The sequence below is a fragment of the Paraliobacillus ryukyuensis genome, assembly GCF_003315295.1.
GTDB classification, from domain to species: Bacteria; Bacillota; Bacilli; order Bacillales; family Amphibacillaceae; genus Paraliobacillus; species Paraliobacillus ryukyuensis.
Map to the genome: position 1 here is coordinate 548,040 of NZ_QNRI01000002.1, position 24,822 is coordinate 572,861.

28 protein-coding genes are annotated in these 24,822 nt (G+C 35.9%); 20 read left to right on the plus strand and 8 right to left on the minus strand.

The window, feature by feature from the left end:
* Nucleotides 1–124: 124 nt before the first annotated feature.
* The 9 genes from DES48_RS05835 (at nucleotide 125) to fliT (ending at nucleotide 6,595) form a co-directional block, all read left to right on the plus strand.
* Nucleotides 125–853 carry an acylneuraminate cytidylyltransferase family protein gene (locus tag DES48_RS05835; protein WP_113867625.1) on the plus strand — a complete coding sequence of 243 codons (729 nt, stop codon included), beginning with the start codon at nucleotides 125–127 and terminating at the stop codon, nucleotides 851–853.
* A 2-nt stretch (nucleotides 854–855) separates the two neighbouring features.
* Nucleotides 856–1,641, plus strand: coding sequence for an SDR family oxidoreductase (locus tag DES48_RS05840; protein ID WP_113867627.1), 786 nt, complete (start codon nucleotides 856–858; stop codon nucleotides 1,639–1,641).
* The gene (locus DES48_RS05845; protein WP_170126173.1) at nucleotides 1,638–2,567 is read left to right on the plus strand and encodes a Gfo/Idh/MocA family oxidoreductase; all 930 of its coding nucleotides are present in this window, start codon (nucleotides 1,638–1,640) and stop codon (nucleotides 2,565–2,567) included. Before DES48_RS05840 ends, DES48_RS05845 begins: the two co-directional genes overlap by 4 nt.
* A 19-nt stretch (nucleotides 2,568–2,586) precedes the next feature.
* Complete coding sequence (locus DES48_RS05850) at nucleotides 2,587–3,417, plus strand: SDR family oxidoreductase (RefSeq protein ID WP_245911307.1); 831 nt, start codon at nucleotides 2,587–2,589, stop codon at nucleotides 3,415–3,417.
* 102 nt (nucleotides 3,418–3,519) lie between these two features.
* The gene (locus DES48_RS05855; protein ID WP_079710779.1) at nucleotides 3,520–3,696 is read left to right on the plus strand and encodes a YjfB family protein; all 177 of its coding nucleotides are present in this window, start codon (nucleotides 3,520–3,522) and stop codon (nucleotides 3,694–3,696) included.
* A gap of 235 nt (nucleotides 3,697–3,931) precedes the next feature.
* Nucleotides 3,932–4,279, plus strand: a complete 348-nt coding sequence (flaG, locus tag DES48_RS05860; protein WP_245911308.1) for a flagellar protein FlaG — start codon at nucleotides 3,932–3,934, stop codon at nucleotides 4,277–4,279.
* Between the two features lie 16 nt (nucleotides 4,280–4,295).
* Nucleotides 4,296–5,810 (plus strand): flagellar hook-associated protein 2, encoded by a 1,515-nt coding sequence (locus DES48_RS05865; protein ID WP_245911309.1) that lies wholly within the window; start codon nucleotides 4,296–4,298, stop codon nucleotides 5,808–5,810.
* A gap of 24 nt (nucleotides 5,811–5,834) precedes the next feature.
* On the plus strand, nucleotides 5,835–6,233 hold the full coding sequence (gene fliS, locus DES48_RS05870) for a flagellar export chaperone FliS (protein ID WP_079711014.1): 399 nt from the start codon (nucleotides 5,835–5,837) through the stop codon (nucleotides 6,231–6,233).
* On the plus strand, nucleotides 6,233–6,595 hold the full coding sequence (gene fliT / locus DES48_RS05875; RefSeq protein ID WP_113867633.1) for a flagellar protein FliT: 363 nt from the start codon (nucleotides 6,233–6,235) through the stop codon (nucleotides 6,593–6,595). The genes fliS and fliT overlap by 1 nt, the downstream gene beginning before the upstream one ends.
* Nucleotides 6,596–6,799: 204 nt before the next feature.
* On the opposite strand, the gene DES48_RS05880 is transcribed toward fliT, so the two are convergent.
* A complete protein-coding gene (locus tag DES48_RS05880; protein ID WP_113867635.1) occupies nucleotides 6,800–8,158 on the minus strand; it encodes a peptidase in 1,359 nt (452 codons plus the stop codon).
* Nucleotides 8,159–8,585: 427 nt separating this feature from the next.
* On the opposite strand from DES48_RS05880, the gene DES48_RS05885 reads away from it, so the two are divergent.
* The 4 genes from DES48_RS05885 (at nucleotide 8,586) to DES48_RS05900 (ending at nucleotide 11,806) form a co-directional block, all read left to right on the plus strand.
* Nucleotides 8,586–8,918 carry a PadR family transcriptional regulator gene (locus DES48_RS05885; RefSeq protein ID WP_113867637.1) on the plus strand — a complete coding sequence of 111 codons (333 nt, stop codon included), beginning with the start codon at nucleotides 8,586–8,588 and terminating at the stop codon, nucleotides 8,916–8,918.
* Nucleotides 8,915–9,541 carry an HAAS signaling domain-containing protein gene (locus DES48_RS05890; protein WP_113867639.1) on the plus strand — a complete coding sequence of 209 codons (627 nt, stop codon included), beginning with the start codon at nucleotides 8,915–8,917 and terminating at the stop codon, nucleotides 9,539–9,541. The genes DES48_RS05885 and DES48_RS05890 overlap by 4 nt, the downstream gene beginning before the upstream one ends.
* Nucleotides 9,542–9,626: 85 nt before the next feature.
* On the plus strand, nucleotides 9,627–11,090 hold the full coding sequence (locus DES48_RS05895; RefSeq protein ID WP_113867641.1) for a DUF4153 domain-containing protein: 1,464 nt from the start codon (nucleotides 9,627–9,629) through the stop codon (nucleotides 11,088–11,090).
* A 17-nt stretch (nucleotides 11,091–11,107) separates the two neighbouring features.
* Entirely contained in the window at nucleotides 11,108–11,806 is a 699-nt protein-coding gene (locus tag DES48_RS05900; RefSeq protein WP_113867643.1) for an undecaprenyl pyrophosphate synthase, read from the plus strand.
* A gap of 67 nt (nucleotides 11,807–11,873) precedes the next feature.
* On the opposite strand, the gene DES48_RS05905 is transcribed toward DES48_RS05900, so the two are convergent.
* From DES48_RS05905 to DES48_RS05915, 3 genes are all read right to left on the minus strand, one after another.
* The gene (locus DES48_RS05905; RefSeq protein ID WP_113867645.1) at nucleotides 11,874–12,164 is read right to left on the minus strand and encodes a DUF4190 domain-containing protein; all 291 of its coding nucleotides are present in this window, start codon (nucleotides 12,162–12,164) and stop codon (nucleotides 11,874–11,876) included.
* A 53-nt stretch (nucleotides 12,165–12,217) separates the two neighbouring features.
* On the minus strand, nucleotides 12,218–12,514 hold the full coding sequence (locus DES48_RS05910; protein WP_113867647.1) for a DUF4190 domain-containing protein: 297 nt from the start codon (nucleotides 12,512–12,514) through the stop codon (nucleotides 12,218–12,220).
* 179 nt (nucleotides 12,515–12,693) lie between these two features.
* On the minus strand, nucleotides 12,694–13,005 hold the full coding sequence (locus tag DES48_RS05915) for a DUF4190 domain-containing protein (RefSeq protein WP_113867649.1): 312 nt from the start codon (nucleotides 13,003–13,005) through the stop codon (nucleotides 12,694–12,696).
* 204 nt (nucleotides 13,006–13,209) lie between these two features.
* Between DES48_RS05915 and DES48_RS05920 the strand changes: the two genes are divergently transcribed.
* Nucleotides 13,210–13,983: an acetoin reductase gene (locus tag DES48_RS05920; protein WP_079710790.1), complete on the plus strand. Its 774-nt coding sequence runs from the start codon at nucleotides 13,210–13,212 to the stop codon at nucleotides 13,981–13,983.
* A gap of 146 nt (nucleotides 13,984–14,129) precedes the next feature.
* Here the strand turns inward: DES48_RS05920 and DES48_RS05925 are convergent, their stop codons facing one another.
* Both DES48_RS05925 and DES48_RS05930 read right to left on the minus strand, forming a co-directional pair.
* Complete coding sequence (locus DES48_RS05925) at nucleotides 14,130–14,363, minus strand: hypothetical protein (RefSeq protein WP_113867651.1); 234 nt, start codon at nucleotides 14,361–14,363, stop codon at nucleotides 14,130–14,132.
* Between the two features lie 130 nt (nucleotides 14,364–14,493).
* A complete protein-coding gene (locus tag DES48_RS05930) occupies nucleotides 14,494–15,330 on the minus strand; it encodes a MurR/RpiR family transcriptional regulator (RefSeq protein WP_113867653.1) in 837 nt (278 codons plus the stop codon).
* A 180-nt stretch (nucleotides 15,331–15,510) separates the two neighbouring features.
* Here DES48_RS05930 and DES48_RS05935 point away from each other — a divergent pair, with 180 nt between their 5' ends.
* From DES48_RS05935 to hpf, 5 genes are all read left to right on the plus strand, one after another.
* Nucleotides 15,511–16,380: a DUF8171 family membrane protein gene (locus DES48_RS05935; RefSeq protein WP_113867655.1), complete on the plus strand. Its 870-nt coding sequence runs from the start codon at nucleotides 15,511–15,513 to the stop codon at nucleotides 16,378–16,380.
* Nucleotides 16,381–18,099: an ABC transporter ATP-binding protein gene (locus tag DES48_RS05940; RefSeq protein ID WP_113867657.1), complete on the plus strand. Its 1,719-nt coding sequence runs from the start codon at nucleotides 16,381–16,383 to the stop codon at nucleotides 18,097–18,099.
* Nucleotides 18,083–18,901 carry an energy-coupling factor transporter transmembrane component T family protein gene (locus DES48_RS05945; protein ID WP_113867659.1) on the plus strand — a complete coding sequence of 273 codons (819 nt, stop codon included), beginning with the start codon at nucleotides 18,083–18,085 and terminating at the stop codon, nucleotides 18,899–18,901. The genes DES48_RS05940 and DES48_RS05945 overlap by 17 nt, the downstream gene beginning before the upstream one ends.
* Nucleotides 18,902–18,917: 16 nt before the next feature.
* Nucleotides 18,918–19,691 (plus strand): PHP domain-containing protein, encoded by a 774-nt coding sequence (locus DES48_RS05950; protein ID WP_342769930.1) that lies wholly within the window; start codon nucleotides 18,918–18,920, stop codon nucleotides 19,689–19,691.
* A 258-nt stretch (nucleotides 19,692–19,949) separates the two neighbouring features.
* Nucleotides 19,950–20,504 (plus strand): ribosome hibernation-promoting factor, HPF/YfiA family, encoded by a 555-nt coding sequence (gene hpf, locus DES48_RS05955; protein ID WP_079710796.1) that lies wholly within the window; start codon nucleotides 19,950–19,952, stop codon nucleotides 20,502–20,504.
* A 351-nt stretch (nucleotides 20,505–20,855) separates the two neighbouring features.
* On the opposite strand, the gene DES48_RS05960 is transcribed toward hpf, so the two are convergent.
* A complete protein-coding gene (locus tag DES48_RS05960) occupies nucleotides 20,856–21,815 on the minus strand; it encodes a nuclease-related domain-containing protein (protein ID WP_113867661.1) in 960 nt (319 codons plus the stop codon).
* Between the two features lie 120 nt (nucleotides 21,816–21,935).
* Nucleotides 21,936–23,753 (minus strand): DNA ligase D, encoded by a 1,818-nt coding sequence (locus tag DES48_RS05965; protein ID WP_170126174.1) that lies wholly within the window; start codon nucleotides 23,751–23,753, stop codon nucleotides 21,936–21,938.
* 111 nt (nucleotides 23,754–23,864) lie between these two features.
* Between DES48_RS05965 and ku the strand changes: the two genes are divergently transcribed.
* The gene (ku, locus tag DES48_RS05970; RefSeq protein ID WP_113867665.1) at nucleotides 23,865–24,725 is read left to right on the plus strand and encodes a non-homologous end joining protein Ku; all 861 of its coding nucleotides are present in this window, start codon (nucleotides 23,865–23,867) and stop codon (nucleotides 24,723–24,725) included.
* Nucleotides 24,726–24,822: the final 97 nt, after the last annotated feature.

Here is a 24,822-nt window from a genome sequence, read left to right on the forward strand (position 1 = left end):
ATCATTTAAAAGGCAAAATCTATTTAACTTAACTATATTTTTAACACTTTATTATTAAAAACTCAACGCAATTATAAAAATTCCAAGTTAGTTTACTGCAGCTAAATTGAGGAGAGAGATCTAATTGATAAATAATAAAAAGGTTCTAGCACTTATCCCTGCCAGAGGGGGGAGTAAATCATTACCTCTAAAAAATATTATTGATTTTGGTGGAAAACCACTTATACAATGGACCATAGATTCTGCGTTACAAACAAGCTATATAGACAAAATTGTTGTATCAACCGATAATGCTGAAATTGGTAAAGTCGCTAGTCAAAAAGGGGTATTTATTCAAAATCGACCGCCTGAACTCTCCAGAGATGATTCATTGATAAAAGATACTATTGATTATGTTATAGACACTTTACAAAAAAATGGAGAGGAGTTTGACTATTTTGTCTTATTAGAACCTACTTCACCATTGCGTAATGTAGATGATATAAAGAATTGTATTGAATTAATAGACGAATACAAATACGATTCAGTAGCAACTTTTACTGAAGCAAGTCTTAACCCTTGGAGAGCTTGGGAAATAAAACAAACCACTGCTAACTCATTTATAGACAAAGCAAATCCTTGGCTACCCAGACAAAAGTTACCTAAAGCATACATGTTAAACGGTGCAGTTTATACTACTACTATAGACTTTATAAGAAAAAGCGAAATGGAAATTTTTGGTGGTGAAGGTGGGGCTATTATAATGCCCAAAGATAGAAGTATAGATGTCGACGATAAATATGATTTAAAATTGGCAAGAATTATCTTAGAAGAGAATGGTGTAGAGGAAAAATTTCAAATAAAAGGAGAATAAACATGAGTCACTCATTAAATGAATTACAAAACCTAAATGGTAAAACTGCCTTAGTAACAGGAGGAGCTGGATACTTAGGTATGGCTATGTGTGAAGTTTTAGCTGAACTTGGCTCTAATATTATTATTGCAAGTCGAAATCTAGATAAAGTAGAGACTGCAAGGGAAAAGCTTAAGATTAAATTTCCTGATATAGAAGTACATTCACTTCAATTAGATTTATTAGATGATACTTCGATTAAAAATTTATTTCATAATATCAATAGTTTAGATATTTTAATAAATAATGCTTGGTCAGGTAAAAAAAACTCCTTTGAATCAATAAGTAATGACGATTGGGAATACGATATTAATTTGAGTCTTAATTCAGTTTTTAAAATGATTAAACATGCAAAGCCGCTTTTAAAAAAGAATAAGGGAGTAATATTAAATGTCTCCTCTATGTATGGGCATATAGCACCTGACTATAGACTATATAATAATGATAACTACGTTAATCCACCTAGTTATGGTGCAGCAAAAGCTGGTGTGATTCAATTTACAAAGTATTTGGCTAGTTTTTTAGCACCGGAAGGAATTCGTGTTAACTGTATAAGTCCTGGAGCATTTCCACATAAAGAAACACAACAAGATCATGAATTCATGGAAAGGTTGGGTTCCAAAAATCCATTGAATAGAATTGGTTATCCTGATGAATTAAAAGGAGTCGTCGCTTTGTTATGCACTAATGCATCATCATATATGACAGGACAAAATATATGTGTTGATGGGGGATGGGGAATTTGGTGAAAAACTTTGGTATAATAGGCTATTCAAACGAAAATGGCCATCCCTATTCGTTTAGTTCTATTATTAATGGGTACAACAAAGATGAATTAATAAATTCAGGATGGTCTGTTATTTATGATTATTTAAAAATTAGAGATATATCGGAATTTGGTTTGAGAAATTGCAAGGTCTCTCACGTGTGGACTCAAGATAAACTAATAAGTGAGCAAATTGCAAAATCTTGTAATATTAATCATGTTGTGGATCATTTTGAGGAAATGTTAGATAAAGTGGATGCAGTAATAATTGCACGAGATGATTACGAAAGCCACCTTTCAATTGCTACCCCATTCTTAGAAAAGGGGATAAAAGTCTTTATTGATAAACCACTGACATTGCGTTTAGACGAACTTAAGTTCTTTAGACCTTATCTTACAAATAATTTGTTATTCTCAACTTCTAGTATGAGATATGCAAGAGAACTAGATGGTCTAAGAGCGGATACTAATAATTTAAACGAAATTATTACAATTCAAACATCTGTACTCAATGATTGGAACAAATATGGAATACATATGATTGATGCCATACTTAGTTTTTGTAAAATCCCACCATATTCCGTAGAGTTCAAAAAAGGCAAACACGACATGTATATAGTACGTTTTCAGAATGACTTAATATGGACTATTAATGTCTTGGGAAAAAATGCATCAAAGACTTTTAGTATTCAAGTATTAACTGAAAAATGGAATAAATCTGTGGAAATTGAGGATAATTTTACTATGTTCAGAAGAATGCTGTGGAGGTTTAATGAACTAGTTCAAGATAATAAAATGTACTTTTCTTCGTCAGAAATAGTATTGTCTAATATTATATTAATGGCAGGTGAGAAATCCCGCGTAGAAAATCGAGAAGTATATATCAATGAATATAGTGAAATTTTGTAAGTTACTGTATTAATTTGGAGTGATAAACTTGGATTTAAAAAACTTATTCAGTTTAAAAGGCGAAGTTGCTCTTGTAACTGGAGGAGCAGGTATTATAGGCAGTGCTGTGGTAGAAGGATTAGCTTATAATGGTGCAACAGTAATAGTTGCAGATATAGATTTGAAAAGAGCAACCGATTTAGCAAATAAAATAAATGAGCAGTTGAATGAAACTACTTTACATCCAATTAAAGTAGATATTACAGATGAAGACTCAATAAAAAGCATGGTAAATATAATAGTAAAAAAATTTAAAAAAATTGACATACTACATAACAATGCTGCTGGAAAATCGAATGATTTAAATGCTTTTTTTGAAAAGTTTGAAAAATATTCATTAGATCAGTGGAATGAAATAATGAATACCGATATTACTAGTATGTTCTTAGTAGCGCGAGAGGTTGGCAACGTTATGTCCCAACAATCAACGGGAGGATCAATAATACAAACTTCATCTATTTATGGAATTATGGCTCCTGATAATCGAATTTACGAAGGTTCGAATTATTTAGGAAGACAAATTAATACGCCAGCAATTTATTCTACTGCAAAAGCAGGAGTGATTGGGTTAACTAAATATTTAGCAACTTATTGGGCTGATAAGGGAATTCGTGTAAATTCAATTACTCCCGGTGGGGTTGAAAGTGGACAAAATGAACAGTTCATTAAAAATTACAGTAACCGTGTACCGCTAGGTAGAATGGCAAAGGCTGAGGATATGGTAGGTGCTATTGTTTACTTAGCCTCCAATGCTTCATCGTATGTTACCGGACAAAATTTAATCGTTGATGGTGGATTGAGTGCTTGGTAATTCAGATCATTGTTCATTTAATTTATAATTTAAATAACTTAGCTAATATAATTACACATAATGGGATGTGCAAAAACATTTAAACTTAAAAGGAGGGATAATATGGATATCGCAGCTTTATCCACTGCAATGAGTCAAGCTAGCTTACAGCAACAAGTTTCCTTAAGTGTAACCAATAAAGCAATGGAACAATCAGAAGTAGCTAGTGAAGGACTAATTAAAATGATGGAACAATCTGTGCAACCACATTTAGGTGGTTCTATCGACGTTAAAGCATAACTTCTATTAAGTGAAAGTAAAGCATTATCACATGTTGGTGGTAATGCTTTTTTCCTTCATACTTGTTATTTACATAAAGTTATAAACACAACAATGAGTCTATAGTAGCATTTTATAAAAATCAATAGATAAAAATTTAACAAAAGCCAGTTATAGTCGATATAAATAGTAACAAAATCAAAGGGAGTTGTCTTAAGTCATGGGTGTGGGGAAAATACTTTCAGGATCCCAGCTTTTGCAACAGACACAATACAACGAGTTATCGACATCTGCAAGCGAAAGATCAAACGTTAATTTTAAAAATAGTGAGGAAGAAACAACCACATCGATCATTCAAAGTAATGATATTAAATTTAGAGATAAAAAACAAGTCGAAGGAATGGTCGAAGCGTTAAATGAATTTTTGGAGCCAACGCATACCTCTATTAAGTTTAAAGTACATGATAAACTTGATAAGTACTATGTAACAGTTGTTGACTCTGATACGGATGAACTAATAAAAGAAATTCCTCCCAAAAAACTATTGGATGTTTATGCGGCTATGGCTGAGTTCATGGGATTCATTGTTGATGAAAAAATCTAAAGGATGGTGTATTTAAATGGTAGACGGAATTAATAGTAACTCTATGCGAATTGGTGGACTTGCATCAGGAATGGATATTGATAGTATTGTTGCAGATTTAATGAAAGCAGAGCGTATGCCACTTCAAAAGATGGAGCAAGACCAAATTTGGACGGAGTGGACGCGTGATGCATATCGTGAAGTGAATACGAAGTTTTCTGAGTTTGAAAATATGTTCACTAAAATGAATAGAGCGAGTACGTACAAGGTGAAAACTGCTACATCAACACAAGCAGATGCAATCACTGCAACATCTTCTTCTAATGTTTCACCAGGTTCATATAGTATTGAAGTAACACAGCTGGCGAAAAATGCTATAAATGTTAGTCAAACTGGTATCTCAGGTGGAACAAAAATTGATCCGTTGGCACCTCTTAAAGGTCAATTAGGTGGCAGTGTTCCAGATTCATTCACGTTTAAAACATATAAAAACGATCCAGCAGGTGAAGAACATACAATTGAAATTTCTTCAACGGACTCCCTTAATGATGTCTTAACTAAGATGTCTGACGGAACTGGCGTTAATGCCTTTTACGACGTTGCCACTGACAAAGTTGTGATGGAAACAAAATATTCAGGTGAGTATAATACTGGTGGGAATGAAATTGATTTTAGTGCAGATAGCAGTGGTTTCTTTACTAATGTATTAAATATGGATCCAACAAAAGAAGCAGGTGGACAAGACGCTAAATTCATGTACAATGGTGGTATTGAATTAACTTCAAAAACAAATACGACGAGTGTTAACGGATTGAATTTAACGTTTAATGATGTAACAAGTGGTGAAGCAAGAATTTCAGTAACGAATGATATCGATAGTGCGGTAGATTCTATCACTAAATTTGTCAATAAATATAATGAATTAATTGAAAGTGTGAATGGCAAGGTATCTGAAAAACGAAATAGAGATTATAAACCGTTAACTTCACAGCAGAAAGAAGATATGTCTGAAAGTGAAATCGAGCTTTGGGAAGAAAAAGCAAAAAGCGGGATGCTTAGAAGTGATTCAATGCTTAGCTCTGCATTAACAGACATGCGTCAAGACTGGTATCAAACTGTTGATACAGGAAATGCTGACATCAATCATTTAAGTGCAATTGGCATCACAACTTCTACTTCGTATGCCGATAATGGAAAGCTAGTAATTGATGAAGAAAAACTACGTTCGGCACTACAAGAAGATTCAGATGCAGTTTATAAATTATTCTATAATAAAGATGAAAACAATCAAGGTCTTGTCAACCGTTTAAAAACAACAGTTGATAATACCATGGAAACGATTAACAATCGAGCAGGGAAAAAGACTTGGACAGCAGAGCAGTACACATTAGGTAAACAATTAGCCGACATGCAAGAGAGAATAGATGCTTTTGAAGACAAACTTAGTAATACAGAAAATCGTTATTGGAAACAATTTACGGCTATGGAGAAAGCGATACAACGTATGAATCAACAATCTGCGTACCTGTCTCAACAGTTTGGTGGTATGTAAGAAAAAAGGAGTGTTACTTAAGTGATGACCTATCAACCATATGAGGCTTACAAAAATAATTCAGTAAATACAGCCTCTCCAGGTGAATTGACACTTATGCTATACAATGGATGTTTAAAATTTTTAAAACAAGCAAAAAAGGGATTAGATGAATCTAATTTTGAATGGAAAAATGTAAATATCCAAAAGGCTCAAAATATTATTAACGAGTTAATGATAACTTTAGATCAGCAAACAGAAATTGGTAAACAAATGTTACCTTTATATGATTATATTAATCAAGCATTAATAGAAGCAAATATTAAAAATGATGCAGAAAAATTAAAGGAAGCTTATAGTTTAGTCCAAGAATTTCGTGATACTTGGAAAGAAGTGTTAAAACAAACTCGTCAGCAAAAATATGGTGATGGAGCTCGTGTCTAATGACTGAAAGAATGAATCAATTGTATGATCTGACTAAAAATTTGTTTTTTCTATTAGATAAAAGTGTTAGTAAAAACTTAACGGAACGCGAGCAAACAATTCAAAAAGTAACGGAGTCGCTGGAAAAAAGAGAAATACTATTATCTCAAATAAAGCCACCATACACTGATGAAGAGAAAAGAGTTGGAGCTGAATTAATACCATTAGAACAAAAAATTCAGCAACGCCTTACCTTGTTATTTAACAATTTGAAATCCGATATGAAGAATGTTAAAAAACAAAAAAGTTCAAACCAAAAATATATTAATCCATATCAATCCCTTGCTCATTTTGATGGTTCTTATCTTGATAAAAAGAAATAATTAGAAAGCGTTAATTACATTTTTTCTGTAGTTAACGTTTTTTTAATACCATTTTATAAACTGTGATTACAGCGATGTTAGAAATAGAAAAAACCATGTTCCACCAGAGATTAACTGATCGGATCATGGCTTAATAAATTTATTTTCTTTATGACATTCATTCTTTACTTTCGCTATTGTAAAGAACTTTTCTATTTATTACTATTAATGAGGCCTATACGTAGAATAGGCAAAATGGTAAAGTGAATTTTCTTTGGAATCTAAAACCTTACCATTAGACATGATGTCGAACGGTATAATATCGAAATAGTGATAACTTGAATATGTTGTGTAACTGTAATTCCCTACAGCCTCTTGAATTTTAGGAATTTTAATTTTAAAGTTACCATTCCTGTCCGTCAGACCAGGTTCAATGTAGGCACGATTATTAAGTACAGTAATAATACGAACCTCAATATTTGTGTTTGGTACGGGTGTGCCATTTTCGTCAACAGCTTTACCTTCGACTTCCATAAAACCATCAATTCGCCATTTATACCCATATCCATAGTTCATATATCCCTCTACATTGCCATCTGTATTAATGTTTAAAATCTCAGCAGAGGTAGCTTCTCCAGCCTGCTCCTTAATGTCTAACGTATAGGATTGATTAGCATCGTAATCCAGAGATGTCGATTGAACTCTTAATAAATATGTTCCTGGAGGAAAACTAATTGAATATTTTTCATTATCTTCAAGACCAGCAAGACCATTTAATTCAAGATCAAATATATCAAGCTGATAGTCTGCAGATGAAGGGTTGTCCAAATTCACAGTAAGTGTCTTTTCTTGATCGACTTGAAGGATGAACCAGTCTAGATCATAACTGTTATCTATTGTTTGACTTTGATAGATATGATTCAAATATGCTGGGGCTTGATAAATATTATCATCTGGCTCCTTTTGATCATACGAAGTAGATTGTTGCACTAAAAAGGTAAAGGGAAGATTTGGTTCTGAACCAGTCACAGAATTAACAGCAATATAATAGATACCGCCTTCGCTGATTTTGCTCAATTGCTCATTTTTTTCAGAATCATAACTTGAGATAACCTCTTCTTCTAAAGTCATGGTTTCTTCATTTAACTTAAAGAGATGTAAATCATAATCAACAGAAGCGGATTGAACGGTTTGCATAATCACTGTTAATTTACCAGAGTTATTATGTTCAAAGCGATACCATTTTTGTTGTCCCTCTTCCGTTATCTTATCAGTATATACCTGTCCTATTTCAATAATAGCTGGGGTGTTAGGAGAATCATTTGTCGCTTGTGAGGTAACGCTAGAAGTTATCATTCTATGTTGTTTAATGCCAAGTTTATTCTTTAAAATTGGCTGATTAGTACCTTGAGACATCTTAATACGATCCGTTGGCACTTCAAAATCTTGCATAGTATTTTTTTCTAAAGAATCTTCAACTTTTACTTTGGAGTATTCTGCTGTCTCATTTGCATGAACAGAACTTAAAGAACTTAATAGCGAAAGTGCAAGAACTACAATCAGTGAAACAAAATACTTTTTCATTATAATCTCTCCCTTGTAAAAATTTAACTCACTATCATTATAGCAAATTACTCTACCAAATGTTTAAATTTTTTCCACTTTTGTATATAAATTTATATTTTATAAAATAAAGTTACTCACTTTAACATATAGATTTAATTTAAGCTTTTATTATTTCTATATATTTCATTTTACAAGTGATAAATGTATTTCAAGTCTGTTACTTGTAAATAAATTTAGGGTAGGTATGACCATTAACTAGATTTAAAGAGTATATTTACGTAGATGAATTATATAATTAGAGATTTTTGTGGTGCCCATCATAAGTCATCTATTGCTGTTAAATTTCTTAATATACTCTTTAAAATAAATTCTTCCGAATCCCCTTTACATATACCTCGAAATTCTATATAGTATAAGTACCTAATAAATCTAGGTAGGTGATAATATGTTTGATCGTGAATTAGTTAAAGGAAGTACATCGCTTCTTGTGCTTCAGTTATTACTTGAGCGAGATATGTATGGCTATGAACTTGTGAAGGAAATGGATCGCCGTAGTGATTCGCATCTGCAGCTAAAGGAAGGAACTTTATATCCTGCACTTCATAAGTTAGAGAAACAAGAGTACATTACTTTTTATTGGAAAAATCAAGAAAAGGGTCCAGCACGAAAATATTACTGTATTACGGCAGAAGGCAAGAATATATTGGAGACCAAAACGAAAGAATGGCATCGTTATGTTCAGGTGATGAACAACTTAATTGGGAGAAGTGAATCGTGACCACAGGCGATCAACGCTTTTTCCAGGCGCTTGATCAAGCACTTGGAAAACATGCGGAAAAGCAGCAAATTATCGCTGAATATCGTTCCCATATTTATGAGATGCAACAAGAAGAGGGGAGAGAGTTGGACTATCAAGAAATTGTCCAGAAATTAGGTACGCCCGAAGCTATTGCTGCGATATGGAAAGAAGCGGCGACAGTGACACCCAAAAAGATGCAGTTGTTGTTTGTTGTTTTAAATATTCTTCTTTTTCTTGTTGGCATCACGCTTACGATTGTTTATAATGTCTATCAGTTTGAGTGGATGGAAGTTGTGTGGAAGTGGCTCACTGCTCTGCCTTCGATTATTATCATTGTGTATATCGGCTTCTGGGGTTTGCTTGGTTATGAAATTGGCAAGCAATTTGGTAGCGGTGGATTGAAAATACTTCGAAGAACGTTTACATATGCGATTATCCCAAACCTAATCTTAATGTATTTAATCATATTTAAATGGATTCCGCATGAATGGTTTCAGCCGCTTTTGAATGGTTCTTTTATAGTTGTCTGTATCTTCTTAACTATCTTTTTGTATCCGATTAGCTGGATGGGGTATCGCTGGGGAAGAAAAACCTCGATTTAACATCTTGTCCTCTTGAGAATGTATTTTTTTACTTATATACCTAGAAAAACTATGTATATAGAATAACGAAATGGTGGTGAAATAAATGAACCAACGGAAAAAAAGTTACTTGTTTCTAATCTTATGTTTAGGGCTTGGTCTCCTAGCTGAACTTAGTTTCTTTCATGGTGTGATCGGTGTGTCCTATGTGTTATTTATCGCAGCATTTTATGCGGTGCTGTTTTTACAACAGGGGGTACATTTTTCGCATCGTCGTATTGGCTTGCTAGTTATGGTGTTGATCTGGGTGTTGGCTGCCTCGTATTTGTTTTATGATAATGCGCTTTTTTATCAATTAAATAGTCTGGTGATACCAGTATTGGTGTTTCTTCATATTGTGTTAATTACGACACCGAATCATATTGATTGGTTATCGGCTATTTTTGCGAATCAGGTCCTGCAAAAGTTTACCCAGACATTCAACTATGGAAAAAGATGGATCAAATTTGTTTTGAAGCGAACGATATTTCGGCAAATGAATCAAGCAACAACCCAGCTTGTAAAACGAGTTGTGATAGGGCTATTATTAGGCGTGCCATTACTGGGAGTGATTCTTTCTCTCTTGGTGTCCGCTGATGCTAACTTTGAATCGATTGTTATGGAAGTTCCCTCATTTATCATCGGGTTGAATGTATTAGAAGGATTATTCCGAACAGTTGCTGTTATTCTGCTCACTATTTTATTCTTCTCCGCTTTCAAAACGTTGCGCAAGCGCTATGTGCTTCCACTGGGTAAAACCATGCAAACGAAGCAACAGGCTAGCTGGGATGGCGTTATTGCTGGAACTATTATCGTGTTGCTTAACAGCATCTATGTCTTATTTGTCGTTATTCAATTTAAGTATTTCTTTGGGCAGGCAATTCAAGCAGATTTTACTTATGCGGAGTATGCGCGAAGGGGATTTTTTGAATTGGTTGTCGTAACGGTCATTAACTGGTCGATGTTGTTAATCTGTTTGAAATTTGTTCCTATCAAAAAACAGTTCAGTGGTTACTTTATGAAAAGTATGTATTCATTATTAATTATGGCAAGTGGTGTGATGCTAATATCAGCATATATCAGGTTAAGTATGTATGAAAATGCGTATGGATTTACCATGGATCGTATTCTTGCCCATGCATTCATGCTGTTCTTGATTGTTATTTTTGCTTATACGTTAATACGTGTGTGGTTAGATGGTATTTCTGTTGTGCATTTCTATTTTATCGCTGGTTTAATTTTCTATGCAGCTCTAAATGCCATCAATCCAGAGCAAATAATTGTGGAAAATAATTTGGAACGTTATCAACAAACAGAGAAAATCGACATTCATTATTTAAATGCATTATCTTATTCAGGAATTGATGGATTAATTACCTTGTATGAAACTGCTCCAGATTATCCAGAATTACAAAGTGTATTAAAGGATCGAAAAGAATCGATTGAGCAGCTTGATTTGGAGACGTGGCAATCATTTAACTTTAAGAAACAACAGGTGATCAATAGACTGAAGGAATTAGAATTAGACTAAGAAAGTGAGTGAGCCGTATGAATACAATTCCAACACATGTTGCGATTATTATGGATGGGAATGGAAGATGGGGAAAACTTCACGGTCGGAGCCGTAGTGAGGGGCACTACGCAGGTTCGCAAACGATGGAAGAGCTGATTGACGCAAGTGCAGAAATTGGAGTTAAAATTTTAACCCTTTATGCGTTCTCAACAGAGAATTGGAAGCGTCCGAAAGAGGAAGTAAACTATTTAATGAAGTTACCGATTAAATTTTTTAAACAAAAGCTGCCAGCGTTTATGAAACGAAATATCAAGATTGTGATTTCTGGTGATATCGATAATCTACCCGAAGAAACGAGAAAAGTTGTGATAAAAGCAAGTAAGCAAACAGCCAATAATACGGGTCTGATCGTTAATTTTGCCCTGAACTATAGTAGTCGAAGTGAAATTGTGCATGCGATGGCGCATATTATAGCAGATGTCAAAGAAAAGAAAATTTCAATCGAACAATTAGATGAACAATTATTCGCCAACTATTTGTATACCAAGAATCTACCAGATCCTGATATATTGATACGAACTGGTGGGGAGAAACGTATCAGTAACTTTTTGATGTGGCAAGCTTCTACCACTGAGTTATGTTTTGTGGATGAATTATTTCCCGATTTTACAAAAGAGTTATTCTTCCAAACGTTGGAGCGTGTGACTAACGGCGCTAAACCTTCTTTGGTATAGCGTATAGTTGCAACGTTAGAACAAAAAGCTCTACTACAATAAACTTGTAGTTGGAGCTTTTTGTTTGTTAACTATTGAAAATGAAAATAGGAAGGATCATAACTACAGTTAAAATGCCAGTAAAGAAAGTACCAATGATACCTGTGATTAGTCCAGCGATAGCCAACCCACGTCCGCCTAATTTCTGGTCCTTAATCTGTTTAAATGCTTTAGTTGCTAATATAATGCCAATGGTCCCCAAAGTGAAACCTAGGAACGGGAAAAAGATAAAAATGATTGATAAGATTCCCAAAACCATCGCAGCGATTGCTTTCCCACTCGCTTGTGGGGGTGTTGCATAATAATTTTGTTCTTCCATCTAATACACAACAACCTTTCTTAATTTTGTTCTTGCTTGAGCGTAGCAGATGATTAAATGGTAGGGGGAGTACTAACGGTAAAAAATATTACTATTATAAGAAATACATCTAAAATACCATAAAGCACAGTACCAATAATCCCAGTAGTCAAACCAGCAATTGCCATTCCACGGCCACCTTGCTTTTGTTCTGCGGTCTCATTCATTCCTTTTTTAGCGAATACAATTGCGATAATTCCTAAAATAAAGCCAAGATAAGGGATGATGATAGATAAAATCCCTAAAACCATAGAGGCTATTGCTTTCCCGCTCGTTTGTGGGGGTGTTGCATAATAATTTTGTTCTTCCATTCTTGTTTAACCTCCTTTATTTAAAAAGTACACAGTATAACATATCTAATGGCAGCTGATTTGATTTTACAATAATTTAGCAAGTAATTGAAGTATTTCTTTATTAAATTATTGTTCTGCATACTAATATCATAGAAAAAAAGTAATCCACCAGTTTAAAGCTGGTGGATCGGTATAACTTAGTAGTATGCAGGGTAAGTAGGGGCTGGTGCTAGAATAGCAGTAACTATTGCGATAATCAAAAAGATAAAATAAAGTGCATTTAACACAATTCCTACAATACCAGTGACCATTCCAGCAACTGCTAACCCATGTCCATCTAATTTTTGATTAGTAATTTCATTGTTTGCTTTTTTGGAAAAGACAACAGCAATAATTCCTAATATAAATCCGACAAGCGGAATAACACATGCCAAAATCCCTAAAACCAATGAGGTTGTTGCCTTTTTACTTGTTTGCTGTTGTTCAATATGATAACTTTGTTCTTCCATAACTTCTATCCTTCCTTTTTAAAATAATCATTGCTAGTATACCATTTTTCTATTTACCTGTTTATCCTTCAAAAGTCCATAATTTTTATTAGAGAAATTGATGAATTTTGCTGATATCTAGAAAAAAATCGTTTTTTTTTACTGAAAACGGGAAAACAATGATGAGAAAAATTAATCCATTATAAAGGAAAGGGAGAGATAAACATGGCAAAAGTAGCAGTTGTTACAGGTTCAGGTAATGGACTAGGAAAAGGGATTGCCCATCGCTTAGGGAAAGATGGTTTTAATGTTGTGTTAAATGATATTAATCAAGAAGCAGTGAATGCTACCTTAGAAGAATTCAAAAACGAAGGACTGAAAGCGATCGCGGTTAAGGGCGATGTTTCGAAACGAGAGGATCAATTCAATCTTGTCAAGCAAGCTGTAAAAGAGTTTGGTCAGCTTGATGTGTTTGTTAATAATGCTGGGATTGATGTCGTTAGTCCTTTCATGGAAATTGATGCAGATCAATTAAATAAAGCATTCTCTGTCAATGTACACGGAGTCGTTTTTGGTACACAAGCAGCAGCGAATCAATTTATCGAACAAGGAACGAAAGGAAAAGTGATTAATGCGTGCAGTATTGCAGGACATGAATCCTTTGAAATGTTAGGCACCTATTCTGCGACCAAACATGCGGTTAAATCATTTACCCACGTAGCAGCGAAAGAGTTAGCTAGCAACAATATTCGTGTTAATGCTTATTGTCCTGGTGTAGCTGGAACGGCAATGTGGGATCGTATTGATGAAGAAATGGTGAAATACTATGATGATTTACAACCAGGAGATAAATACAAAGAATTCGTTGATGGCATTTCACTAGGCAGATCACAAGAACCAGAAGATGTTGCTAATCTCGTTTCCTTCTTAGCATCGGATGATGCAGATTATATCACCGGACAGACGATTGTTACTGATGGTGGTATTGTCTTCCGGTAAACAATCGTAGAAGTACCTAATGACGGGTAGTCATTAGGTATTTTTTTATGATAATAGGTAAATATAACCAAAAATGGTTTATATACTTGTTGTATTAGTAAGTAGTAAGGGTATTCTTCGTGGAAAGGGTATTTGTGTTGGTTAAATTAGTAACTGTTCCAAAATTTTCGTTTAAGTTTATAAATCTCTTCATCATGTTCTCCTACTCTATGTTGGATAAAGTCCATCTTATCTTCCATTCGATCCATCCGTTTAGTTAATTCGGCGTGGTTCTGGTCGACTTTTTGAGTTAGTTGCTGAATCGAAGCCTGGTTCTGGTCAACTTTATCAGACAACTCTCGAATTGCTTGAAGGATCATGTTCACTTCCTTATTTTCCATTTTTCTACTCCTTTCATTGCAAATTATTTGGCGTGTGGGGTCGAATGTTATCTGTTGATTACATTCTACAGCATAGCTATTGAATAGTCATTTACTATTTTTTCCGATCCAAGTGTAACCCTAAAGGATCTTATCTCGGTAATTCTCCATGATAAGATTCCCTTAACTTACTCAATTTCTCCAATCGCTTCAGATTTGCTTCTTTATGGCGCAATCCTACCGACAAAATTAAGTTTTCTATTAAAAAGGTTGGCGCAATCATCGAATGAAAGGCATATTCTTCCCCACGGCTAGCAAATAGCACAGCATCGGCTCTATTAGCAAAGTCAGTGATTAACTGATCGGTAATAATAATGGTGCGATAGCGAACTTCTTTGGCATAATCGAGAATCACTCTAGCTTCAGGAAGTAAGCGAGAAAAACTAAATAGGATAATTACATCTTGTTTGTTAAAATGCATGATCGTTTCTAAGCTTTCACTACCACCTTGTTCGATCACACTAATCTCATAGCCAAAACGACGTAAACGATAGGTTAGTAGATCTGCTAGGCCAACAGATGGACCTGGGCAATAAATATAAATTTTTTGTGCTTGCGTGATGAACTGGGCAGCTTTTTGAAATGCTTGATTGGAAACATACTCCATCGTTTCGTGTAGCTGATGTACCGCTGTTTCAAGTGTATGGTATTGCAGGGAAGATTGCTTTTCAACCTGTTGAATTAAATCTTTCATTTTACCTGCAGGCGAAACCTCAACTGCTTGATGGACTTGGTGTTTGAAATCTTTGATATTGGTGTAACCGACTGTCCGCCAAAATCGAGAAACAGAAGCAATACTAACGTTAACGGATTTGGCGATTTCAGCTTCAGTCGAAACAAGTGCTTTTTGGGTATGTTTTTGTAAATAGTTTGCGATTTTTACTTGTGTAGGGGACAGATGGGTTGTTTCCCAGTTTAATTCAATCATCGTGAAACTCCTCCTTGGTTAGAAGGATAGCATATCGTAGTAGCTCAAAACCGATTATGAAAGAAAATTTACACAATGATAAAAAAGTTAATAAATTTACATCTTCTTAACGGTAGCAATATAACAGGTTAATATCCAATCGTTACACTGTAAGTAACTTAATTAAGAGGAGGAATAAGAATGTCCATACGCAAAGAAAGATACACACTAACACAGTCTCAAAAAATGATGGTCTTTATCTTATCAATGTCTTTGTATGGGTTGTCGAATATGATAACCGAATTGGTGCCAGAATTTCAGTTTGGTCCCATTGAACTTTCCATTGAATATTTTGCTTTTATTCCTTTAACGCTTTGTATCTTGTTCCATCCATTGTATGCTGCGATCGGCGCATCGCTTGGTGAAATTATTTTTGGTGAATTAATGCTGGGTCAATTCGGTGGATTTGGTGAATTAGAAAAGTTCATCGCATTTTCCTTAGCGATGTATATCGCTGGTATTCTTGTTCGTAATCCGAAAAGCAAGGGACAAGTTGGTGTTGCAGCAATGACAGGGGTTATTATTCATCAAGCGATTAGTGCGATGGTTGATATGATGAAAGTCTGGGTTGGGGTTGAAGAATTTGAAGCTGTACCTGGTCTTGCAGAAAGTGTGTTGGCTGTGGAAGGTTTTTCTTTCTTAAATGATGTTTTGTTTTCTGGTATTTTATTTGCCTTACTTCCAACACTATATTTAGTACCACGTTTATATGGAAAAATCGAACCATTACTTGGCATGAAGCCGCGCGATAATAAGATGTCTTATTCGATTGGAGCGATCGTTGGACCACGTCTTGTTGCTGGTGGAATCGTGCTCGCAATTGCGGCATTCTTCTTTGAATATTTATCTGAAAGTGGTTTTAACTGGGAATGGGAAGCAGATTTCCTTGCCATGTTTGGTGATAATTTTATTTGGGTTAGCATTGCTGTGGCAGCAATCACTGCTTTATTCACAGTAATTTGGATGAGAAAAAGAAAAAATGATCAAGGGCAACAAGAAAGGGTTTCGTAAATGATTGAACAAATCAAGCTCGATCAGGTAACTTTCCAATACCCTGGTGCGGAAGATCCTGTACTTCGTGATGTTTCACTTACAATTGAAAAAGGCACCTTTACTGCTATTATTGGTGGCAATGGTAGTGGGAAATCCACTTTATGTAAGTTATTAAATGGATTGATTCCACATTATTATGTCGGTGATTTTAGCGGGGAAGTAACTGTGAATGGGTTAGTAACTACCGATGAAAAAGTAGCGAAACTTTCCGAACATGTTGGCTATGTTTATCAAGACTTTGAAAACCAACTGGTTAGTCCACATGTATTGGAAGATGCTTGCTTTGCACCGCTTCATTTTGGTTATGAAGACTACCGAGAACGTGGCGAACGTGCCTTATCTTTGGTTGGTTTAACCGATTATGCTGATGAATTTATTTGGCAACTTAGTGGTGGACAGAAGCACTTACTTGCCTTGGCTGGTGCGTTAGCGCTTGATCCAGATATTTTAATTATTGATGAACCAGTGGCGCAGCTCGATCCCCAGCATGCGGAAGAAATTTATCATATTTTAAAAAAATTACATGAGGAATATGGCAAAACAATTATTGTGATTGAACACCATACCGAATTTATTGCGTCGTTTTGTCGTGAAGTGATTATGTTAGATCAAGGAAAATTGATCTGGCAATTACCTGTGGTCGAAGCTTTACAAAAAGTGGATGAACTGATGCAACACCAAATCTATCCACCACAAGTAACGCAAGCGGGTTTCCGTTTAAATCAAGCAGAACAAGCCAAGTTGCCCGTCACGTTAGCACAAGCAATTCCTTATTTTAATCAACAAGAAGCAAGCTTTCGGTTGAATCTTGAAACGGAAATGATTCCAGTAGAGCATGAAAAAAAAGCAATCGCGCAATTAGAAGATGTCCATTTTTCTTATAAAACGATTACGCGGTCGCGAAATCAAGTGCTTAAGGGGATTGATCTTACTGTCTATGAAGGGGATCACATCGCACTTGTCGGTAACAATGGAGCAGGGAAATCTTCCTTAATGCGTCTAATAACTGGATTAGTTAAACCTGGGCAAGGAAACGTCTTGGTAAATGGCACAAATACAAAAGAAGTCCCACCAGAAACACTAGCGGATTTTGTCACTTATGTGTATCAAAATCCGGAACAAATGTTTATTGATGATAGTGTACGCAAAGATATCTCGTTTTTCTTAAAGTCTCGAAAAGTACCAAACTATGAAACGATTGTTGATCAAGTGTTAGAACAATTTGATCTAGTAGATTTGCAAGAGCGAGACAGCCGGCTAATGAGTGGGGGACAACAACGACGTGCGTCACTTGCGATCGGAATGGCGATGAATCCAAAGCTGATGTTGTTGGATGAACCAACAGCCAACTTAGACATTGCGACAAGAAAGCATATTTCCGCATTAATGACAAAATTGAAAGAACAGGTGGAAGCAGTTGTTATTGCTACACATGACATGCAACTTGTTGCTGAATGGGCGAATCGAATTGTTGTTGTACATAATGGAAAAGTCATTCATGATGGCGATCGTTATTCTGTGTTTGGTAATGCAGCATTATTAGCACGAGCAGGGTTAAAAGCCCCACAAATTTTAGAGTTAAGTCGCGCTTTAGGGCTAAATCCACCCATATTTACGGTAGATGCTTTTGTGGAAGCTTGGAATAAGGAGGGGAGCAAACATGGAGTATACGCGTAAATTTACCGATAAGCTATCCGTAGAACAGATGAAAATAGAACTATTGAATACCGCTTATGGCAATGGGGATACGCTTTTAGCAAAATTAGATCCTCGCACCTTGTTTATTTGGTATTTGTTTTTCGGGATTACCCCTTGGTTTATCCACCAAGAGCCGATTTTGATTGGTATGTTTGCTTTTATGGTCGTGCTTACCTATTTTGCAAAGGTCAGTCCTTTGATTGTATTTATTCTTTGTATGGGACTGTTAGGCCAGGGAGGATATTTATTAATTGTCTCCTTATTCTTTGGTGGCGATGCCGCTGTCATTTTACCGCTCTTAACGTTAACCTTGAAATTATCGGTCATTTCATTAGCAAGTATCGTGGTCTTTTGTTCGATGACACCAGAAAAGTTAAGTGATGGCTTATTAAAAATTGGTGTGCCTGGTCAAGTGTCATTTAGTATCGCCTACGGGTATCGCATGCTGCCGACTTTATTGGAAGAGTATCACCATGTATTTTTATCCTTTCGTTTACGCGGTAAAGCACCTAGTAAACGTGGATTTTTGTACTGGCGGGCGATTGTGTACTTTTGTAAAATAGCGATTTTATCTTTTTATCCATTGTTATTAAGTATGACCAAGCGCGCTAGAACCACAGTAGAGGCACTAGAAACAAAGGGATCATTTTACGGGTTTAATCACCCACAAGTAAAAAAATTAAAGCTGGCACATTTGAAATTGAGAAAGAGAGATGTTTATTTTTTAACTTTTTCTGTTGTTTACATGGTGGCAGTATGCTTAGTGGAAATTTTATTATAAAAAGGGGAAATTCAACATGATCACAATTGATTTACACAGCCACGTGAAAATCTCAAAAAAATCGGACTTTATGCCGGACTATTTTGAAGAGATGATTCGTGAGGCAAAACAAAACGGTTTAGCTTCGATTGCGATGACAGAACATTTTAATACGAGACGTTTTCTAGATATCTATGATTATATTGATGCGAATTTTACCTATGTAGATGGCTATTATTTTGTACATGGTGTACGCGTATTTCCTGGGATAGAAGTCGATGTGCAAGAAGTTGGTCACATTCTATTAATCGGGGATCGTAATGCTATTTTAGAAGTTCGGGCAGCGTTAGAACCGTATACAGAAAAAAGGCACTTTATTCCATTTGCGCAATTAATGGACATAGCCGAGCACTACGAATTATTGAAAATCGGTGCGCATCCATTTCGAGAAAGCACACCACTCACGCATTTGCCAAAAGAACAATTGCAACGTTTAGATGCCTTTGATATGAATGGGAAAGATTTATATGCATATGGGATTGAAGATTATCAAGCGCGGTTAAACCAGTTTGCAGAAGAAATCGGACTTCCAATCGTCGGTGGCAGTGACACGCACCAATTCTTGCAGTATGGTGCGATTATGAATGAAGTGGGTCGTGATTTTCGTACAGTGACGGAATTAAAAGCGGCTATTCGAGAAGGGGATTATCAAGTGAAGCTTGCGGATGATTTATATCTCAAAGTCAAAGCAGCTACTTTAGTGAAAAAATACATGAAGCGTTCCCTAGCAGCTGAACAACAAACCGTATAATGAAATAAGGAAACCAAGCCGATGCTTGGTTTTTTTGTTTAAATAAAAGGGAGTGGAATAAAACCACGTTGCGATTGTAAATTACTTAACATTGCATTAATATTTTTTAATATTTGAAAACGCTTTATCAAGGTTGGTGTAGCAAGGTTTTTCTTAGCGTGTAAAAAAATCTACCGTGCTTTTTTAAATTTTTCTGTGTTTACACAGGAGGGAAAGGTGGTAATATAGAAGTATAGATATAAAAAGGAGGACACTTATATGAAGTATAACATTAGAGGTGAAAATGTTGAGGTCACAGGGGCAATAAAGGAATACATTGAGAAAAAGATTGGCAAGCTTGAACGTTATTTTGATACTACCCCAACATCAGATGTAAATGTCAATTTAAGTGTCTATAATGATGAGCAACAAATTGAAGTTACCATTCCAATGACAAATTTACTACTTCGTGCAGAAGAACAACACACAGATTTATATGCATCAATTGATTTAGTAGTAAATAAATTGGAACGACAAATTCGGAAATATAAAACAAAAGTGAACCGCAAAACGCGCCAACAAGGGGCACCAAAACACATTTTTGCGGAAATGGAAAAAGAAGCAACCGTTGAAAATCAACAAGATGAGAGTGACGATATCGAGATTGTTCGTACCAAACGATTTAATTTAAAACCAATGGATTCAGAAGAAGCAGTCCTACAAATGGATATGCTAGGACATGCATTTTACGTATTCACTAACGCAGAATCGGGCGATACCAATGTAGTATATCGTCGCCGCGACGGAAAATACGGCTTAATCGAACCAAGTTAATAAAAAATAAAATGAGTAGAGGGGTTCCGCTTTTGGCGGATCCTTTTTTAATTGAATTAGTGGAAAATTATGTAATCAGAAGGTGTGGAGAGCTCCCCCTTTTTGTCCAAAAATGCGATTATCGACTGGTTTTGGAGATGATCGCGCGCTCAAGCAGTCATCATCGGCGCTCAAGCAGTCATCATCGGCGCTCAAGCAGTCATCATCGGCGCTCAAGCAGTCATCATCGGCGCTCAAGCAGTCATCATCGGCGCTCAAGCAGTCATCATCGGCGCTCAAGCAGTCATCATCGGCGCTCAAGCAGTCATCATCGGCGCTCAAGCAGTCATCATCGGCGCTCAAGTATTATTTTTATTTTAGTAATTCATTTAAATAGTAAGTTCGTTTGTATTTTTCTCCACTATAATTAAGTTCCATCCCAGTCAGCATTCGTTTAACAACACTAGATGACTCCACCGCAAGAAATTCCCTGGCTTCACTATTTTTAATTGAAGTTTTAAACAACAAACCATATTCTGTGAGGGCCTGCCTATGCGCATAACTATCCCTACTGCCACAAGAAGGACAAATCCAAGTTCGTTTATAACGCTGCATCATATCCCTTTTACAGGAAGGACACCAAACTCCTTTGCGGATGTGCCTTTTTGGAATGTTATATTTCTCAATAACGTTTCCACGAAAATCAGTGTGATGTGTTTGTAAAACTCGGGCGACAGTTTGAAGTTGCCTCCTATCAAGTTTTTTCATTTTATACTGATTGGTTAACTCTCTTATGCGATTAGGTAATTGTTCACTGGTGAGAACGTCTGTCTGTTGATGCTCAAAATCGAGGATTACATTCGAGTGGGTAAAACAAACGATAGGATGTACAGCTATGTCGTTAAAATTATGACTAACGAGAAATTTCTTAAGATGCAAACGTTGTTCATTCGCTTGCAACAGAGGATGAGCGTATGTTTCTTTGATGCCATCCAAGCTTCGAATCAGTTGACCTGCCTCATTAAAAGTTACAATTCCTTTTATATTTTTGGCTTCTATAATGAAAATTACAGTTGGGGTTAAAAGCAGGGCATCAATCTGAAATGCGTTATGCTCTCCTGGCAATCGTAAGCCATACAAGAGTATTGATGTAGGTAAATGGAGAAGTTGAAAATAATACTGTAAACTGGTTTCACCGTAATAACCTGCTAATTCTTTGCCTAATAGATCATGTAAGTGGTCAAAATTTGGAGATTTTTCATGAAGTCGTGGAAGAAGCGCTTGCAACTGAAGTAATTTTGAAGATTTGCTAGCGGGACGGAATACGTGCATTGATCAACCTCATCTCTTAAATAATATGTTAGGTCTAGTTTACTTGAATCTCTTTAAGTAAACAACACCATTAACAAGTTTATCCATAAATCGAACTATAGTTCGATTTATGGATAATTATTACAAATAATCTGCAATTAATTGCTTGATCTGAGTAATTGGCTGGCCATCCCTTACTTCATCATATGAGCGAAAAGGACAACCTTTCTTCAACACTCGTTCGACTACATTGTCGATGGTAAATAAATCGGGTGATATGTTCGCAGTTAATTCATCCCAAAATAGGGGACAAGCGACGTTGGCATTGGCTGTTTTGCGTAGGGAATATGGCGCAATTAGTGTTTTGTTTTGGCCATGTTGCACGTAGTCGATATATAATCTTCCTTTCCGATTTTTCTTCAAGCGTTCTGTGGTAAACAAATCAGGATGTTTTTTTTCTAACAAAAAGGCAATCATCTGTGTGAATTTACCCGTCTCTTCATAAGTAAGCGCACCGGTCGTAATTGGAATATGTACTTGTAGGCCTTTACTACCGGAGGTTTTGACAAAAGATACTAACTTTAATTGATCAAACATAGTTTTCAATAACTGTGCAGCAAATACGGCTTTTGAAAAATCTGCGTGGCTTGCTGGATCGAGATCAAATACGATTTCATTTGGCACAGCAGTGGAAACATATTGAAAAGGGATGTGATATTCGATTGCACCGTGATTAGCAAGCCAGATTAGTCCTTCCACTGTCTCACATAACATTTTCCCATCTTGACCTGCCACGGAAGTTGGTGCATAATCTGGTACATTTTTTTGAAAAAAACTTTCTCCCTCAATGCCATCTGGACATCGAATAATGGTCAGTGCTCGACCGGATAAAAAAGGAAGCATATAGGGTGAAATAATACGAAGGTATCGAAGTAGTTCCCCTTTTGTTACCTTCTGTGCTGGCCAAAAAACTTTTTCTTCATTTGTGATCGATACGGTGTCTGGGAACATAGCTAGATCGTGTTGCATTTTTTCATAAGTACAAGCAGTAGGATCTAAATCGAATCGAAACGCCTGAAAACGTGGTTCACGTATGTCATTATTGTCCACACTTAAACAGTTGATTGCTACACAGACGGTAGGTGAAATGTCAAGTCTGTCCCCATTTTTTTGTCCATTGTCTTTGATGAATTGTACTATCGTAGCTAATCGTTCCCCTGTTAATCCATGTTTCCATTTTCCAATCGCCATTAGCTGATTCTTTTTATATACAGCTAATGAAAAATAGCCATTACTTCCGTCATAGGAGGTAATAATGCCGGTAATGGTTCGCCAATTTTTTACTTTAAACCAATCGTGATGTTGTTTCCCGACTTGGTAAAGACTGTCACGTCGTTTTGCAATAATTCCTTCCCCGAAACCAGCGCGGACCAAATCATATAACTTGTGGGCATCATGATAACTGTCGACATATCCGAGTCGTTCTTGCCACTTAATCCAGCGTGTTGCATCAAAATCCAACTTTTTCATTAAAGTAGCCAACTTATTTTTTCGTTCTAAATAGGGAAGTTCATGTAATGATTTGCCAGCAACACGGAGAAAATCGAAACACAGATAATGTGCAGGTCTAAGCATAGTTCGCTGGTTAATACTATCTGTTACATGCAACCGCCCGCGTTGTTGTAATAATGAAAAATTAGCTTGAATATCTGTACTCAAAATCACAAGTTCTCCATCTAACTGCAAAGGTAAATCGACAGCAATTAAGTCTCGTTTTTGTTCACACCAAGCAATAATTTCCGGAAATTGCTTCGTTAAGTCTGTTCCGTTCCGGCTAGTCAATGTAATTTGTTTTTCACTCCAAAATAGTATAGCTCGAAACCCGTCATATTTTATTTCATAACACCAATCACTATCATCGGGTAGTGTTTCCGCATAAATTGGTTGCATTAATTTCATGCCATTCACCTCTTGGTTAGCATGAGCGATCAGGAAGTGTTTATTCCACAATAATTCATTCATAAAAAATACAACAACTCACAAACTATGGAGAAAGGAGGCGTTCAGCACATGCACACAATGTGGAAAGGAACAATCAGTTTTGGTCTGGTCAATATTCCAGTAAAATTACATGCAGCAACAGAAAATAAAGATGTGAAACTCAGGCAATTGCACAAAGAGTGTCAAACGCCGATCAAATATGAAAAGATATGTCCTGTATGTAATAAGGAAGTGAAAAATGAAGACATTGTGAAAGGATATGAATACACGACCAATAAATTTGTCGTACTCACGGATGAAGAGTTAGCAGAGATTCAAGAGGCAAATGCAGATAAATCGGTACAGATCGTTGATTTTGTTCAATTAGAAGAGATTGATCCAATCTATTTTGAAAAAAGTTATTATCTTTCACCAAATGATGGCGGGGGAAAAGCATATACATTATTGAGGCAAGCATTAGCTGATTCTAATAAAATTGGGGTAGCAAAAATGATGATTCGCTCCAAAGAGCAACTAGCGGTGATACGGGTATATGAAAACACGCTTGTAGTCGAGACAATTCATTATCCTGATGAGGTTAGAAATGTAGCGGATGTGCCAAATATACCTGAAGCGATTGAAATTCCTAAAAAAGAATTGGATACTGCAAAAATGTTAATCGATCAATTAACCGTTGCGTTTGAACCAGAGAATTATAAAGATAACTATCGCACCGTATTATTGGATTTAATTGAAGAGAAAAAAAATCAAGGGGAAATCACCTCTGTACAACAACAACCCTCCAAACAAATGCCGGATAATGTAACTAATTTGATGGATGCACTTGAAGCATCACTTGATCGAGCGAAAGGAACAAAACCGAAGCCGAAAAAACGTAAGACAACGAAGCCAAAACAAGCGGAACCAAAGCGTTCAAAAAAGAATGCCTAGCATCTAACATGTTTAACTATAAGATCGCAACAACCATATCAAATATGACGAACTATAATGCATTTAAAAAGTGCTATGCAAATTATAGTTCGTTTAT

Bases quoted from the DNA above. Each gene is read 5' to 3' on its own strand.
- DES48_RS05840 (WP_113867627.1), top strand. From the start codon at position 856: ATGAGTCACTCATTAAATGAATTACAAAACCTAAATGGTAAAACTGCC.
- DES48_RS05855 (WP_079710779.1), top strand. From the start codon at position 3,520: ATGGATATCGCAGCTTTATCCACTGCAATGAGTCAAGCTAGCTTACAG.
- DES48_RS05865 (WP_245911309.1), top strand. From the start codon at position 4,296: ATGGTAGACGGAATTAATAGTAACTCTATGCGAATTGGTGGACTTGCA.
- fliS (WP_079711014.1), top strand. From the start codon at position 5,835: ATGACCTATCAACCATATGAGGCTTACAAAAATAATTCAGTAAATACA.
- fliT (WP_113867633.1), top strand. From the start codon at position 6,233: ATGACTGAAAGAATGAATCAATTGTATGATCTGACTAAAAATTTGTTT.
- DES48_RS05880 (WP_113867635.1), bottom strand. From the start codon at position 8,158: ATGAAAAAGTATTTTGTTTCACTGATTGTAGTTCTTGCACTTTCGCTA.
- DES48_RS05885 (WP_113867637.1), top strand. From the start codon at position 8,586: ATGTTTGATCGTGAATTAGTTAAAGGAAGTACATCGCTTCTTGTGCTT.
- DES48_RS05895 (WP_113867641.1), top strand. From the start codon at position 9,627: ATGAACCAACGGAAAAAAAGTTACTTGTTTCTAATCTTATGTTTAGGG.
- DES48_RS05900 (WP_113867643.1), top strand. From the start codon at position 11,108: ATGAATACAATTCCAACACATGTTGCGATTATTATGGATGGGAATGGA.
- DES48_RS05905 (WP_113867645.1), bottom strand. From the start codon at position 12,164: ATGGAAGAACAAAATTATTATGCAACACCCCCACAAGCGAGTGGGAAA.
- DES48_RS05910 (WP_113867647.1), bottom strand. From the start codon at position 12,514: ATGGAAGAACAAAATTATTATGCAACACCCCCACAAACGAGCGGGAAA.
- DES48_RS05915 (WP_113867649.1), bottom strand. From the start codon at position 13,005: ATGGAAGAACAAAGTTATCATATTGAACAACAGCAAACAAGTAAAAAG.
- DES48_RS05920 (WP_079710790.1), top strand. From the start codon at position 13,210: ATGGCAAAAGTAGCAGTTGTTACAGGTTCAGGTAATGGACTAGGAAAA.
- DES48_RS05925 (WP_113867651.1), bottom strand. From the start codon at position 14,363: ATGGAAAATAAGGAAGTGAACATGATCCTTCAAGCAATTCGAGAGTTG.
- DES48_RS05930 (WP_113867653.1), bottom strand. From the start codon at position 15,330: ATGATTGAATTAAACTGGGAAACAACCCATCTGTCCCCTACACAAGTA.
- DES48_RS05935 (WP_113867655.1), top strand. From the start codon at position 15,511: ATGTCCATACGCAAAGAAAGATACACACTAACACAGTCTCAAAAAATG.
- DES48_RS05940 (WP_113867657.1), top strand. From the start codon at position 16,381: ATGATTGAACAAATCAAGCTCGATCAGGTAACTTTCCAATACCCTGGT.
- DES48_RS05945 (WP_113867659.1), top strand. From the start codon at position 18,083: ATGGAGTATACGCGTAAATTTACCGATAAGCTATCCGTAGAACAGATG.
- DES48_RS05950 (WP_342769930.1), top strand. From the start codon at position 18,918: ATGATCACAATTGATTTACACAGCCACGTGAAAATCTCAAAAAAATCG.
- hpf (WP_079710796.1), top strand. From the start codon at position 19,950: ATGAAGTATAACATTAGAGGTGAAAATGTTGAGGTCACAGGGGCAATA.
- DES48_RS05960 (WP_113867661.1), bottom strand. From the start codon at position 21,815: ATGCACGTATTCCGTCCCGCTAGCAAATCTTCAAAATTACTTCAGTTG.
- DES48_RS05965 (WP_170126174.1), bottom strand. From the start codon at position 23,753: ATGAAATTAATGCAACCAATTTATGCGGAAACACTACCCGATGATAGT.
- ku (WP_113867665.1), top strand. From the start codon at position 23,865: ATGCACACAATGTGGAAAGGAACAATCAGTTTTGGTCTGGTCAATATT.